Here is a 15,589-nt window from a genome sequence, read left to right on the forward strand (position 1 = left end):
TAGTCACGTCATACATCCGCCATGCGGAGGGCGGGACCGTCCAGCGGCGCGGAACGGGAACCGGTTTCAACCGGTGCGGGTGAAGCATGAAAATCCTTGGGAACAAAAAAGCCGTCCTGCCGATCGCGATCGCGGCGACGCTTGCCCTCGGGCAGCAGCCGGCAAGCGCGCAGGGGCTGTTCGACATGCTGTTCGGCGGCGGCATCCGGCACAATCCGCAAGGCGAATTTCCACCGCCGCCCAGGCCACGTAAGATACGGCCGGCAACGCCCGGAGAGGGTGGCGGTAGCGCCCGAATCAGCAGCCCGACCTACAACACTTACCGGGCCGACAAGCTCGTGCGCATCGACTTCAAGTCGCTGGTACCTGCGACGCCGCCCGCAACGGCGCAGGACGCCGCCTTCGTGCCGTCTGTGACGAGCACTGCGTTCCGCGATGCCGTTGCCGGCTTGAGCGACTACGAGCTGTTCGCCGAGCCCGACATCGCCAAGGCGCTGATTGCCTATTACTCTGCCAATCCGGATTTCATCTGGGTGAGCGACAACGCTCCCAACAGCAGGGCGCAGGATGCGGTGCGCGTGCTGGGCGAGGCGGCGAGTTACGGTCTGACGCCGGCCGACTACTCCGTCGATGTTCCAGCTGCCGCCGGCTCCGCCACACCGGAAGAGCGGACCAAGGAACTGGTACGCTTCGAGATGGCGCTGTCGGCGCGCGTGCTGCGCTATGCCCATGACGCCCAGGGTGGCCGTGTCGACCCCAACCGGATGACCGGTTACTACGATTTTCCGGCCAAGCCCTTCGATCTGGAAGGTGCGCTGAAGACGGTGGCGCATACCCAGGAGGTTCGCACCTATCTCGAATCGCGCCACCCGCAGAATGCCGAGTACCAGGCGCTGCGCGTCGAATTGGAAGCGCTTGAGGCGAGCGAGGAAAACGAGATCGTCGTCGACCCCAAGCTCCTGCTCAAGCCCGGCGAAAGCAGCCCGGAACTTCCGAAGTTGCTGACGCTTATTTCCCGCAACCTCGACGACGAGATGGGCGGCAACTATGGCGAGGTCCTCGCCAGGCTGGGCAAGAGTGAGCTCTACGATCCTGAGCTGGTGCCGGTGATCAAGGCCGTGCAGCAGCGCGCCGGCATGAAGGGCGACGGCGTCATCGGCCCGCGCACCGTGGCTTCGCTGGCCGGCGCATCCAAGGCCGACAAGATCGAGAAGGTCAAGGTGGCGCTCGAAGAGCTACGCTGGATGCCGTCGGATCTCGGCAGCCCGCGCGTCTTCATCAACCAGCCCGCCTTCACCGCCAGCTATATCGACAATGGCGAGGAGAAGCTGAAGACCCGCGCGGTCATCGGCCGGGTCACCAACCAGACCGCCTTCTTCTACAACCAGATCAAGCAGGTCGACTTCCACCCCTATTGGGGCGTGCCGCAGTCGATCATCGTCAATGAGATGCTGCCAAGGCTGCGCAGCGATCCGGGCTATCTCGACCGAGCCGGCTATGAGGTGACGGATTCGCGCGGCAAGCACATCCCGTCTGCGGCGGTCGATTGGGGCGCCTATGGCGCCAACATTCCGTTCAGCGTGCGCCAGCAGCCGAGCGAGGCCAACGCCTTGGGCGAATTGAAGATTCTCTTCCCCAACAAGCATGCCATCTACATGCATGACACGCCGCAGAAGTCGTTCTTCGCGCGCGACATGCGCGCGCTCAGCCATGGCTGCGTCCGGTTGCAGGATCCGCGCGGCATGGCCGCCGCCGTGCTCGGGACGACCGTCGACGACATCGCCGAGAAACTGAAGCATGGCCATTCAACCGAGAATGTCACGCGCGTCATCCCGGTCTATGTCGCCTATTTCACGGCATGGCCGGACATGTCCGGCAAGGTCGAGTATTTCGACGACGTCTATGATCGCGATTCCAAGCTGATGCAGGCGCTGGACGCGACCGAAGCGGTGCGCGCGCCGTCAAGCTGAGCTTTTCACTCTCAAGCAATTCCGGACGGAGGCTACGGCGAAGCCGCCGAGCCTGACAGCTTCACACTCTTCCTGGAATTGCTTTGATCAACGGCCGGCGGAAGCCGGCGTCGCGCCCGGCGATCAGCCAATAGACCAGGCCGGCCACCAGGGCTTATGTGCCTGGCGGAACGTCGAGGCACCCTATTTGGGTTCGCCAGTGACGGGATCGTAGGTGATTTGGACCTTGGCCTTATCCGTGGTGTAGTAGGTGATGGTGTAGCCGTCGCTATCCCAATCGACCTCCTTCACATACCGGAAGTCGGTGCGCTGCTCGACCTTGGCGACGATCTCCGAGAGTTTCTTGGCATTTTGCGGCGGCAGTGCCTTGTCGTCTGCCGCGAAGGCCGGTCCGCCGGCAAGGAAGGCCGCGATACCGGTTGCCAATACAACAGTGCGCATGAGAGCCCTCAAATCTCGTGTTGGCATAGGTGCGGTCAGAAACTCGCACGCGGGCAGGTTGGTTCCGCTGCGTAAGAATAACGCTTCTCCAAGTGTTTGCCTCGATGCGGCCAATCCATGTCCGCCACTAGCCAATTCAGCATCGTTTGGCACGAAAGATCATTTAATTTCAAAGGGTAGAGGCGTGATCCGGATGTTTCGCCCAATGTAACGGTCGACTAACCATGCGCGGGATGGGGAGTTTGTCATATTAGCTGTTCGTAGTAGAGCTTTCGGCAAGACCCTGATAGAGTTCTGGTCATAACAGGGTGGCACTGGCGCGCCGGACCTGCCGGGGGGTATCCATCGGCAGACGGCGACGCGTTTCTTTTAAGCGCAGGCCGCCTGTTCTGGACTGAAAGCGGGGACTGGGGGCTCGACCATGGCTGAACGGAACTATACCCGTCAGCTTGCGACAATCATTTCGATCGACGCCGTAGGGTTCTCGAGGCTTATGGGCATCGATGACGAGTTGGCTGTGGCCGCCTTCGAGGAAAGGCGCGACATCATCGCCGACAGCTGCGGCGCATTTGGCGGGCGCACGTTCGGCGATGCCGGCGACAGCATCATGGCCGAATTCGGCACCCCGATCGAAGCCTTGCGGGCGGCCTTCGATTTCCAGGGCCGGATCGTGGCGCTGAATGCCGCGGTCGCCGAGGACATGCGCATGCCGTTTCGCGCCGGGATCAACACTGGCGACGTCATCGTCCGGGAAGGCCGTCTCTACGGCGACGACGTGAATATCGCAGCCCGGCTGCAGGAATTCGCGCCGCATGATGGTGTCGCCATCTCGGCGACGACATGGCATCACGTGAAGGACAAGACGTCGGCCGCCTTCACCGATCTCGGCGAATTCAGCCTGAAGAACATCGCGCTGCCGGTGCAGGTCCTGATCGCCGGCCGCGGCGGCAACGGCCCCGAGGCGACGGCTTCCTTCGCTTCCATCCCCGCCACGCCCGGCCACTACAGGCCGATCGCCAAAGGCCCTCCTGCAATCGCGGTGCTGCCGTTCCAGGGTAACGGAAGCGAACCCGATGTCGGCTACATGGCCGACGGTATCGCCGAGGACATAATATACGGCCTTTCCAACACGCGCTGGCTCTCGGTCATCGCCAAGGGGTCCAGCTTCCAGTTCCGCGACGACAGCCTCGGCACAAGGCTCATCGGCAATGCGCTCGGCGCGCGCTACATCGTCAGTGGCACGCTGGCGCGCTCCGACAGGCAGATCCGCCTCAATGCGTCGCTCACCGACACCTCGAACGGGCGCCTGGTCTGGTCGCAACGCTTCGACCGCGATCTTGTCGACATCTTCAGCCTGCGCGATCAGATCGGCAGTGAGATCGTTTCCATCCTCGACAAGGAGGTCGATCGCGCCGAGCAGGCTCGCACGTTCCAGGTGCCGTGGGAGAGCCTCGAAACCTGGCAATTGGTCAGGCGCGGCCGCTGGCACATGAACAGGCGTACCCGCCGCGATACCGACATCGCCCTCGACTTCTTCGACAGAGCCTACCGGGACGATCCGAATTCGAGCGCCGTGCTCAACGAGCTCGCATGGTGGTATTTCTGGCGGGCATGGCTGCGTTTCGGCGACAGCGACGATCTGGAGAAAGTCGAGACGCTTGCGCGCAAGGCGCTGCTGATGGACAGCCTCGATGCGCGCCCGCATGCCTATCTCGGCGCAGCCGACATCATGCGCGGTCTGCCGGCATTGGCGGCCGAGCACCTTGCCGAAGCGATCCATATCAATCCGAGCTTTGCCTTCGCCCGCTCGGCCATGGGCAGCGCGCACCTTTTGCTTGGCGACGCGACCGGCGCGATCCCGTTCTTCCTCGACACCGAGCGGTTGAGCCCGTTCGATCTCTATCGCTTCCACAATCTGGGGGAACTGGCCGCCGCCTATTGCTTCGTCGAGGACTGGCAGGCCGCGATCGCCACCGCCGAGCGCTCGCTCAACCTGTCGCCAGGCTATTTTTACGCCAGGTTCCTGAAGATAGGCGCCCTGATGAGGAGCGGAAGGTGCGACGAGGCGGCACGCGAGCTCGCCATTTTCATGACCAGGCATCCCGACTTTTCCGAGCAGAGGATACGTTGGATACCGTTCGTCGATCCCGCCAAGAACAATTTCCTGATCGGCAATTTCGATCTGGCCAAGTCCGCCGCATGATCGCCGGAGCCGACAACAAATGACTGTGAGCGAATTCACATACGCCGGGCCGATGCAAACCTAGGCCAGAACAACGCCGGCATCGCATTGACGTGGACAGCCGGGGGGCTTGAACGCGATGATCACTTTGAAATACTTCGCCGCCGTCCGCGCCGCTCAGAAGAGCCAGCGTCCGGTCGTCGAGATGCCGCCTTTCGATATCGACCGGTTACGTTCCAAGGACGGCATTGCTTCGCGCATTGCCGGCTTTCTTCTTGGCGATCCGCGCTGGCTGCTGGCGCTGCTGCGCCGTTTCTGGCCCAATCTCGGCTTCGGCAATTTCCTGCTGGTCACCAAGGGCGCGGACGTGCGCGACATATTGGAGCGGGGCGACGAGTTCGAGACGCCCTACGGGCCGGAAATGGCCGAACTCGCCCGGGGCTCGAATTTCATACTCGGCATGCAGGATGGCGCCGCGTACCGGCAGATGAAATCGGCGGTGCTGAGCGCGTTCCCACCGGCGGAGGTCGAAGCCGCCGTCAGGCCGATCGCCGAGCGCCATTCGCGCGACATCATGACCCGCGCCAGCCCCGGCTTCGATGCCATCGCCGGATTGATGAAGATCGTGCCGGTGCGCATCTGCCGCGATTATTTCGGCCTCGAGATCGACGATGAAACCGAATTCGCCGACTGGTCGATCGCGCTCAGCGCATTGTTCTTCTCCGACCCGACGGCAAACCCCACCACGCGCCAGCTTGCCGTGGTCGGCGGCGATCGCCTGATCAAGGTCATAGACCGCTCGATCGCCGCGATCAGGGAAAGGGCGGGCAAGGACGACCGGCCGCTGGCCCGCCTCGTCACGCTGATGGACCAGGGGCGCCTGTCGCTGCCCGACATTCATTCCATCATGCTCGGCATGGTCGCCGGCTTTGTGCCGACCAACGTGCTTGCCGGCAGCAACTGCCTGGATGTGATCCTGTCGCGAAGCGATGCGCGGCAGGCCATCGATCAGGCTGTAGCCGCCGGCGATACCGGCAAGCTCGACCGGGCGATCCTGGAGGCCATGCGCTTCAAACCGATCTGGATCGGGCCATGGCGCTACACCAGGCGTGACGCTGTCATCGGCAAGGGCACGCGCCGCGAGCGCCTCGTCAAGGCAGGAACGGTGGTGATGCCGGCGACGCTTTCAGCCATGTTCGATCCGGAGATCGTGCAGCGGCCGAACGAGTTCGATACGTCGCGCCCGCATCGCGACTACATGGTGTTCGGCTACGGCATCCATCTGTGCATCGGCGCCGAGATCGCCCGCATCCAGATCGGCGAATGCATCCGCGCCCTGTTCAGCAAGCCGAAGCTGGCCCGCGCGCGGGGCAGGGCCGGCAAGATGGTCAATGTCGGCGCCTATCCGGCAAGCCTCAAGGTCGATTTCGAGCGCTCGCCGCTTTGCCGCACCGCCGATCAGTCGATGGTGACGGTGGTCTGCCCGATCACCCGCCCGGTGCCGCTCGACGCGGTGCGCGACAAGGTCGCGGATCTCGGCAACCCGACGATCGGCGAGCTCAGCGCCGCGCTCGACAAGGTCGGCACCATTCATTTCACCAGCTTGGCCGTCGTTCCGACCGGCAAGGACGAGAAAACGGGGACCGAGACCGGAGCGCTGGTGCTCGAAATCTCGGGCGATGGCAGCACCGACGATGTCATTGCCGCCGTTGCGCAATCGATCGGCCACCGGTTGCGGCCGATCTTCAGGGATGTCTGCGGCCTCCCGGACGGCGGCCCGCTGGAAGAGTTCCTGAAGAGGAACCATATCGAGATATCGCCCTCCTTCGGCAGCGCCGCAGGGCTGGTTTTCTCCGGCACGCCGGGGCATTCCGTGCGGCGGATCCTGGCCGAGGCCAAGCTCGCCGACAGCGTGCGTGAGATCGTGGAGAAGCCGCGCGCGGGCAATGGCAATGCGATGGATGTGCTTGCCGAAGCGCGGCGGCATGTCCGCTGCCTCGGACAATTCGGCTGGGCGTTCGAACCGGCCGAAAGCCTGCTGGAAAGACCGCCGGGCCACTGGGCGCAGGCGCTCACGACAACGCTGCTAACGCCGAAGATGTTCGCCACCGTTGCGATTGTCGTCCTGGCTTTTTGGCGCATGACCTATGTGCTGGTGTTCGGAAACCCGCATGGCCTCACCTTCACCAACATCGCGATCGCGGGCGCTGCGCTTCTGCTTTCGGTGCTCGGCCTGCTGGCCATCCTGGTAGTGTTCGTCGGCCTTTGCTTCCTGGCGCTGCGGCGGCTCGAGGACAAGGACCAGCCGGCGAGCACCCCGGTCGATATCGGCGCGCTGGAAAAGATCCTCGCCAACGAGGATCACACCGCACAGAACAATTTGACGGCGATCTCGACGATGAAGCCGGGGATCTTGCGGCGGCTGGCGCTAAGGCTCTCTTTCTACCTGATCTCGATATCGGCGCAGAAAGTGTTCCGTCCGGGTTTTCTTGCCACCATCAACACCATCCACTTCGCCCGCTGGGTGCTTTTGCCCGGCACTGACAGGCTGGTGTTCTTCTCCAACTACGGCGGCAGCTGGGAAAGCTATCTCGAGGATTTCATCGCCAAGGCCTCGGCCGGCCTGACCGGCGTGTGGAGCAACACCGACGGCTATCCGCGCACGCGTTGGCTGTTCCTGGATGGCGCGCGCGACGGCGATCGTTTCAAGCGCTGGGCGCGGCGTCAGCAGGTGCCGACGCTGTTCTGGTACAGCGCCTATCCGCATCTCAACACCACGCGCATCCGCATCAACTCCAGGATCAGGCGCGGCATCGCGTCGGCCACCGGCAACGAGGCACGCGACTGGCTGAGCCTGTTCGGTTCCCTGCCGCGTCCGCAAGCGCGGCCGGCGGACGCGACCAGCCTGCCCGAACCGCCGGCAGCGCCGCTCGAAGAGCTGGAATCCGGGGAAATCCAGTCCATCTTCTTCGGGCCTCACGGCGCGCTCGGCCATGCGCATATGCTTGCGATCGAGGTGCCGGACGGTTTGCCGGCAGCGAAGCGCAAGGCGTGGCTCGATTTCGTCATCGACAAAACCAGCTTCGGCGACGGCGTGCCCGCCGGCCGAGCCATGACGTTGGCGTTCGGCCCCAATGGCCTGCGCCGGCTGGGGCTCGAAGGCGGGGTCGACGATGAGCCGTTGGACACGTTCCCCGTCGCCTTCCGCCAGGGCATGGGCACGCCAGAGCGCAGCCGCATCCTCAACGATACCGGTCCCGACGCTCCCGACAAATGGCAGTGGGGCTCGCCCAAAAATCCCGTCGACCTCGTCATCGTCTGCTACGCCGAGACGCCGGCGACGCTGAAAGCCGAGATCGCGGCCATCAAGCGACAGACGGCAGGCGCGGGCATGGCGGTGACCGCCGAGCTGCCGCTGATGGTGCGGCGCGAGGGCAAACGGGCGGTCGAGCATTTCGGCTTCACCGACGGCGTTTCGCAGCCGATCGTTCGGGGCACGCAGCGTGCCGCCAAGGGGGCGGCGCCCATGCATCTCGTCGCGCCCGGCGAATTCCTGTTCGGCTACCGGGACGAGCATGGCTTCTATCCGTCTTCGCCATCGGTCGAGGCGGCGCTGGACCGGACTGGCATCCTGTCGCAGGTGCGGCGCAACCGCCAGATTCCGGGGCAGCCGCCTCCGCCGCGCGATTTCGGCCGCAACGGCACCTTCCTCGTCGTGCGCCAGTTCCAGCAGCATGTAGAATTGTTCGACGATTATTGCCGGCAAGCCGCGGTTCAGGCCGCCGGCGACACCGGCGATGTGGCCATCACGCCGCGCTGGGTGGCGGCAAAAATGCTCGGCCGCTGGCAGGACGGCAGCTCGCTGGTGCGCAATCCAAACGGACGTCCGGGCCGCGGCGTCGACAATGATTTCGCGCTCGGTGCCGAAGACCCGCAAGGGCACGCCTGTCCGCTCGGCTCCCACATACGTCGTTCCAACCCGCGCGATTCGCTCGGCGAGGACCGCGAGACGCAGATCAGAATCGGCAAGCGTCACCGCATCCTGCGCGTCGGCCGCACCTATGAGAAGAAGGGCAGGGGTGGGAAGACAGAGAAGGGATTGCTCTTCATGTGCCTCAACGCCGATATCGAACGCCAATACGAGTTCATCCAGCAGACCTGGGTCTCGTCGAGCTCGTTCCAGGGCCTGGTGGGCGAGACGGATCCGACGATCGGCGCGCGAGGCGGCGGCGGCCGGTTCTCGATCCCTTCCTGGGAAAAGGTCACTGTGCTCAAGGATATGCCGCAGTTCGTCACCACGAAGGGCGGCGGCTATTTCTTCATGCCGAGCCGCGCTGCGCTGCGCTACCTGATCTCGCGGCTGTGATCGAAAGGCTGAGGCGGTTCGTTGTTCCGTCGAGACGACAAAAGCCAAGGCAAGGTCGCCGAGCAGCTACGACGAGCCGCCGAGCAGCTACGGCGAATCGCCGAGCCTGCTACGGCGAGTCGCCGAGCGTGATCGTTCAGTCGTCGTCCTGCGATTCGGCGATGTGGTTCAGCGCGGCGAGGTTGGTGATGCGCAAGCCGCCGCGCTTGATGGCGATCATCTGCCGGCTGCGCCAATCGTTCAGCGTCTTGTTGACGGATTCGCGCGTCGCGCCGAGGAACTCGCCGAGCTCCGATTGCGAAATCGGAATCCAGCCGGCTGTGTCGGCCATGACGCCGCTCAGGAACACCAGGCGCTTTGCCAGCCTGGCTTCGATGCCGAAAAAGGCCTGGTCGCCCAGCTCGCCGCTGACCCAGCGCAGCCTTGCGCACAGCAATTCGATCATCGCGCGCGCAAGAGGCGGGTTTTTCTCAATGCGGTCAAAGAGTTGTGTCCGGCTCAGCGAGACCAGCTCGCAGGCGGTGAGGCAGATGGCAGTCGCCGTGCGCGGGCGCCCGTCGAGCGCCCCGATCTCACCGACCAGGCTGCGCGACAGCTCGATATTGGCCACCAGCTTCTGCCCGCCAGGCGAATAGATCGAAATCTCGACGGTGCCGCTCATCACCCCGTAGATGCGGTCGGACGCATCCTCCTGGACGAACAAATGCTGGCCGGCAGCATAGCGCTCCAGCTTGCAGCCGCTGAACAGCAGGTCGAACTGGCGCGGGTCGATGCGCGCCAGGCGCGGCAGGTTCCTGTCGTCCGCGCCGTTTGTAGCCATGATGCGATTCCGCCTCTCGTTGAGCGGAAATTGTAGGATAAGTGCGTGCTCGATCAAAGCGTCGTCTCCTTCTATGGTGGCTGACCGAATTCGGCAGGCGGCGGACGAAGGTCAGATGTCACGCCCGACACGCCGAAATTGGACAAGCCGGCAAACTGTAAGGAGACCGGATGCACTGGCGGTTGCGGGCCGATCCTTGGAAACGCCGTCCGCGCGCTTGGGTGGGAGGTGCCCATGCGCGCAGACAGCAAATCTGAAAATGGCTAAGTGATCGAAATTTCTTCTCGCGAACCCTGTGCAATATCTGCGCAGATCCTGTTCGGCGTATGTGAAGGCGCTCACAGATACGCATGTCGCGCGGAGCGACTGTCGTTTCCATAATATGTGGGTCCATGTCTCGGTCGGCTTTGCTTGAAGGACAGGCTGCATGATTGCCTAGCCGGCAAAGAGATCAATCGAAGCATGGCAGGAACCTTGGCTTGACTGGAGCGGATGGTCGGCGCCATGGTTCGCTTGGGGAAGGGCACGCCATGGCAACCGCGAAGGGACTCCTTGTAAAGGTTCATGGCGACGGCGCGGGACTCCCGGTGCGAGGCGGGCCGCCCCAGATTGGCGGGATCGAAGCCGAACCGATCCTTGCTCTCCCGCCTGGTGTCGGTAGCGCTGGTCCGGCCGCGGCCGGGGATCGCGGCGCCATATGGTTGCGGCTGGCCACGAATGCCGCCGATACGGACAATCCCTGGGACCACGCCCACGATCTTGTCGCCCGGACTCCGGAGCTTGCGGCCGCGGGCAGTGAGGTGCTCGCGGTCGAGCCCGATATCCTGCAGCAATGGGATTACAGGAATGGCGCCGGCGACCGCGGCATGGCGGCAAGCGCCAGTCCTGTCTGCGCTTTCGACGATCAGGACCCGCAGGGCGGACAGGCGGTGGTCGCGGGGCGCATCGCCTGGAATGCCGCTCCTGATTTCAGCCAGTTCGCGGCGGCGCGCGAACGGGTCGGCGCCAAGCAGGCCAACATCACCATCGCGCATCTCGATACCGGTTTCGATCCCGGTCACGAAACCCTTCCAGCCGCGCTCCTTACAGCGCAGCAACGTAACTTCGTCGACGACGGAGCCGGCGCCAACAACGCGACCGACCACGCTCCGGCCGGCACGCTCACCAGCAACCGCGGCCATGGCACCGGCACGCTCAGCCTGCTTGCCGGCAACAAGCTCGACGGCACGTCGCCGCATTGGCCGGGTTTCACCGACTTCGTCGGCGGCGCGCCGTTGGCGAAGATCCTGCCGGTGCGCATCGCCGACTGGGTGGTAAGGCTGACCACCGGCACCATGGTGCAAGGCATCGACTATGCGCGCCAGCAGGGCGCGCAGGTGCTGTCGATGAGCATGGGAGGCTTAACCTCGCAGGCCCTGGTCGACGCCGTTAACCTTGCCTACGACCAAGGCCTGGTCATGGTCACCGCGGCGGGCAACAATTTCACCATCACGCCGAGCAGCATCGTTTATCCGGCGCGCTACAACCGCGTGCTCGCGGCATGCGGCGTGATGGGCGACGGACGCGCCTATACCGGGCTCGCCCTCGGCACAATGCAAGGCAATTACGGGCCGCCGTCCAAGATGGACACGGCGCTCGGAGCCTACACGCCGAACGTGCCCTGGGCCGAGATCGATTGCCGCAAGATCGTCGACATGGATGGCTGCGGCACCTCGGCCGCGACCCCGCAGGTCGCTGCCGCTGCCGCTCTGTGGCTCGCCGAGCATTGGGATGTGGTGCAGAATTATCCTCAGCCGTGGATGCGTGTCGAGGCAGTCCGCAAGGCGTTGTTCGCGAAGGCCTTGAAGTCGACCGCCAAGATGAATGCGGCGGAGACGAAAGAGAAGATCGGGCAGGGCGTATTGCGCGCTCTCGACGCGCTGGACTTCCTGCCGCCGGAGGCGGGGAGCCTGACGAAGCTCGCCCCCGCCACTTACACATGGATCTGGCTCGACCTTCTGACCGGCGGGAATTCGTTGGCGGCGCCAACGCCGTCGACGCAGCGCCAGCGGATGATGTTTGCGCTGGAACTGACGCAGATGGCGCAAGCCAAGGCGGCAATCGAGCAGACAATCGCCGACCCGGACGGCGATCCGGATCAGGTTTCGGCCGCGGCACGCAACCGTTTTCTCGAAGCGGCGCTCGACCAGGGCAATCCGTCGAAACCGCTCAAGGCGTTTCTGGAAAGCTTGCTCGGCCGGCCTGGCGCCAGCGTAGCCGTTCCTGCACCGGTCACAGGCCCGGCGCCGGCCATCAAGCGCAAGCCGCGGCCGCTGCCGCCGCCGCAACGGCGCCTGCGCATTTACGCCCTCGATCCGTCGGTCGCCAAGCGGCTGGATTCCGTTTCGGTCTACCAGGCGACGCTTTCGGTGCCGTGGGACGACGAGCCGGCGACGGACAAGCCGCTGCTGCCCGGCCCGATCGGCGAATATCTCGAAGTGGTCGATGTCGACCCCGCGTCCGACCGCGTCTATGATCCGGTCGACCTCAACGACAAGATGCTTCTGGCGCAGGACGGCCTGCCGCCGTCGGAAGGCAATCCGAAATTCCACCAGCAGATGGTCTACGCGGTCGCCATGACCACGATCGGCCATTTCGAGCGCGCGCTTGGCCGGCGGGCATTGTGGGCGCCGCATTACGCCGAGGCTCCCGGCCGCACCGGCGACATGACGGTGAAGGCGCACTACGTGCCGCGCCTGCGGATCTATCCGCACGCGTTGCGCGCCGAGAATGCCTATTACAGCCCGGAAAAGAAGGCGCTGCTGTTCGGCTATTTCCCAGCGGCCGGCAACGAAGGCGACGTCACCACGCCCGGAACGACGGTGTTTTCGTGCCTGTCCAGCGATATCGTCGCGCACGAGATGTCGCATGCGCTGCTCGACGGGCTGCATCGCCGCTTCCAGGAAGCATCCAATCCGGACGTGCCGGCCTTCCACGAGGCTTTCGCCGACATCGTCGCGCTGTTCCAGCATTTCACGCTGACGGAATTGGTCAGCTTCGAAATCGGCAAGGCGAGGGGCGAATTGTCGGCCGCCTCGCTGCTCTCCGGCATCGCCAAGCAGTTCGGCGAAGGCAGCGGCCGGGCCGGGCCGTTGCGCGAATATGGCGGCGCCGGCATGGCCGATCTCGACTATGACAAGACCTTCGAGGCGCATGACCGCGGCTCGATCCTGGTCTTTGCCGTCTACCAGGCCTTCCTCGCCATTGCCGACCGGCGGACCGACGATCTTATCCAGCTTGCCACAGGCGGCTCCGGCATCCTGCCGGCAGGCACCTTGCATCCGAGCCTGGTCGAGCGCCTGACCGACGAGGTCGCCAAGACCGCCAGGCAGATGCTGACCATGTGCATCCGCGCGCTCGACTATTGCCCTTCCGTCGACATCACCTTCGGCGAATATCTGCGCGCGCTGATCACCGCCGACCGCGACGCCTATCCGGACGATCCGCTCCACTATCGCCTGGCCTTCCTGGAATCGTTCCGCAAATGGAAGCTTCTGCCGCGCGACGTCCGCACCATTTCGGAAGAGACGCTCGCCTGGAGCGCGCCGGAGGATCCGTCGCCGGCCTGGCTGAAGGGTCTGCTCAGCAAGATCGATCTCGGCTGGAACCAGAAATTGAAGCGGGCCGAGATCTTCGCGCTCAACGACAAGAACCGCTATGCGCTGTGGAAGGCGATGCACAAGGCCTTCGCCTCCAATCCGGACCTCTACAAGCAGTTCGGCCTGCTGCCCGACCTGCCGCGCTACAATGAGGACGGCACGGTCATGCATGCGCCCAAGAAAGGCGAGACGACCTTCGACATCTACAGCGTGCGTCCGACGCGCCGCGTCGAGCCGGACGGTTCGTTCCGCGTCGAGGTGGTGGCGGTCATCCAGCAGCGCATTCCGGTTGCGCCGGACGGCACGGCGATGCCGCAAGGCATGGCCAAGGGCGACGGCTTCTTCTGGTTCCGCGGCGGCGCCACGATCATCATCGACCCGCGCGAGGGGCTCGAGGAGATACGCTACGCGATCATCAAGAACACCGGCAGCGCCGACCGGCAGAAACGCCAAGCCGGGACGATGGCGGCCAATTATCTGTCGCCGCTGCGAGCGCTCTATTTCGGCGGCGAAGTGTCGGAGCCCTTTGCCTTGCTGCATGCCAGCGACGGAGACGACGACCATGTCTGAGGGATCAGCGACGAAGACAGGGCCGGCGGATACCGCCGCCGCGCCGGCACAGGCATCGGGCGTTACCGTCCGGCATTATTGCCAGGGGATCGGCGACTGCCATCTGCTTACCTTCAAGAAGGCGGATGGAGAGCCTTTCCGCATGCTCATCGACTGCGGCATTCATGTTTCGATCGCGGGCGGTCCGGCGCTGGTCGCCGACATTGTCGCCGACCTCAAGAAGGAGACCGGCGGCAAGATCGACATTCTCGTCGTCACGCATGAGCACTGGGACCATGTCTCCGGCTTCCTGACCGCGCAGGACCTTTTCAAGGATTTCGTCGTCGCCGATGTCTGGATGGCATGGACCGAGAATTCCGCCGACGCCGAAGCCGCGGAACTGGACAAGTTCAAGGGCCAGGCGATCGCCGCGCTGCAAGGCGTGGGCCAGAAGCTCGACGGAATGCAAGGGCTCAGTTCCTACATGGCCGGTGTGCGCGACGGCCTGCAGTCCGTGCTCGGCTTCCAGTTCGGCGCCGCCGGCGAGCGGGTGCGCTCGGCCCGCGATGCGGCGGCCAGGCTCTCGCAAAAACCGTCGCCGACCTATTTCGAGCCCGGCGGGCCGCCGGTGACGATCGACGCATTGCCCAACCTTCGCGTCTATGTGCTCGGCCCGCCGCGCGACAAGGCGGCACTTCGGTTGGAGGAGAAGGCGAGCGAGATGTTCCCGCTGGCCAGTGGCGGCCCGTTCGCGCTGGCGCTGGTGAGCGGCCTCAAGATGAACGAGGCGGCCGATGCCGGTTACGTCGACGAGCTCAGTCCGTTCGAACGCAATGTCGGCACGCCGCTTTCCGCGGCGCTGAAAGGCGACAAGGGCAGCGACCCGGCCATCGATGTCGGCGCCTATGTCCGCAAACATTATTCCGGGCCGGTTTCGGCTGCGGCATCGATGGAAGATCGTGACCAGTCCTGGCGGCGCATCGACGCCGACTGGATGGGGATCGCCGCCGACCTTGCCCTGCAGCTCGACCGCGGCGTCAACAACACCAGCCTGGTGCTTGCCTTCGAGTTCATCAACTCGGGCCGGGTGCTGCTGTTCCCGGGCGATGCCCAGATCGGCAACTGGCTGAGCTGGAAAGACCTGTCTTGGCCGGTGGGGCAAGGCACCGTCACGTCAGCCGACCTTCTGGCGCGCACCGTCTACCTCAAGGTCGCCCATCACGGCAGCCAGAACGCCACGCCGGAAAAACAGGGTTTTGACCTGCTGACCAGCGCGGATCTTTCGGCCTTCATCCCGACCAACAAGGTCGACGCGGTGAAGGTGCATTGGGGTGAGATGCCTTATGACGGCATCCTGACTGCGCTGGAGGCAAAGACCAAGGGCCGCGTCATCCGCGCCGACGATCCATGGCTGGCGGACAAGGACGGAAAGCCGGCCTTTGCCGCGCCGTCCGGCTCGATCCAGGCGGTGCGCAGCGCGCCGCGCGATGCGGCACGCGGGCTGGGCGGGCTATGGGTGGAGTTGGATCTGGCCTGAGCGTACGCGATCGAGCCGATTGCGAAAGATCGAGAACCGCTCTATGGAGCGAGCGGCTGAATGAGGGCGGCCGCTCAACACATTGC

The 15,589-nt window shown here is 64.4% G+C and carries 7 protein-coding genes; 5 read left to right on the forward strand and 2 right to left on the reverse strand.

The features are described from left to right. Positions 1-86: 86 nt before the first annotated feature. A complete protein-coding gene (locus RFM41_RS10285) occupies positions 87-1,970 on the forward strand; it encodes a L,D-transpeptidase family protein (RefSeq protein ID WP_320245141.1) in 1,884 nt (627 codons plus the stop codon). A 183-nt stretch (positions 1,971-2,153) separates the two neighbouring features. On the opposite strand, the gene RFM41_RS10290 is transcribed toward RFM41_RS10285, so the two are convergent. Further along, positions 2,154-2,411, reverse strand: coding sequence for a PepSY domain-containing protein (locus RFM41_RS10290; RefSeq protein ID WP_320245142.1), 258 nt, complete (start codon positions 2,409-2,411; stop codon positions 2,154-2,156). A gap of 421 nt (positions 2,412-2,832) precedes the next feature. On the opposite strand from RFM41_RS10290, the gene RFM41_RS10295 reads away from it, so the two are divergent. Next, entirely contained in the window at positions 2,833-4,614 is a 1,782-nt protein-coding gene (locus RFM41_RS10295; protein ID WP_320245143.1) for an adenylate/guanylate cyclase domain-containing protein, read from the forward strand. Between the two features lie 118 nt (positions 4,615-4,732). Beyond that, entirely contained in the window at positions 4,733-8,959 is a 4,227-nt protein-coding gene (locus RFM41_RS10300; RefSeq protein ID WP_320245144.1) for a cytochrome P450, read from the forward strand. Between the two features lie 136 nt (positions 8,960-9,095). Here the strand turns inward: RFM41_RS10300 and RFM41_RS10305 are convergent, their stop codons facing one another. Further along, on the reverse strand, positions 9,096-9,779 hold the full coding sequence (locus RFM41_RS10305; RefSeq protein ID WP_320245145.1) for a Crp/Fnr family transcriptional regulator: 684 nt from the start codon (positions 9,777-9,779) through the stop codon (positions 9,096-9,098). A gap of 701 nt (positions 9,780-10,480) precedes the next feature. On the opposite strand from RFM41_RS10305, the gene RFM41_RS10310 reads away from it, so the two are divergent. Further along, a complete protein-coding gene (locus RFM41_RS10310; RefSeq protein ID WP_320245146.1) occupies positions 10,481-13,987 on the forward strand; it encodes a S8 family serine peptidase in 3,507 nt (1,168 codons plus the stop codon). Continuing rightward, a complete protein-coding gene (locus RFM41_RS10315) occupies positions 13,980-15,503 on the forward strand; it encodes an MBL fold metallo-hydrolase (protein ID WP_320245147.1) in 1,524 nt (507 codons plus the stop codon). The genes RFM41_RS10310 and RFM41_RS10315 overlap by 8 nt, the downstream gene beginning before the upstream one ends. Positions 15,504-15,589: the final 86 nt, after the last annotated feature.

It is taken from the genome of Mesorhizobium vachelliae (assembly GCF_033977325.1).
Classification (GTDB): Bacteria; Pseudomonadota; Alphaproteobacteria; order Rhizobiales; family Rhizobiaceae; genus Mesorhizobium; species Mesorhizobium vachelliae.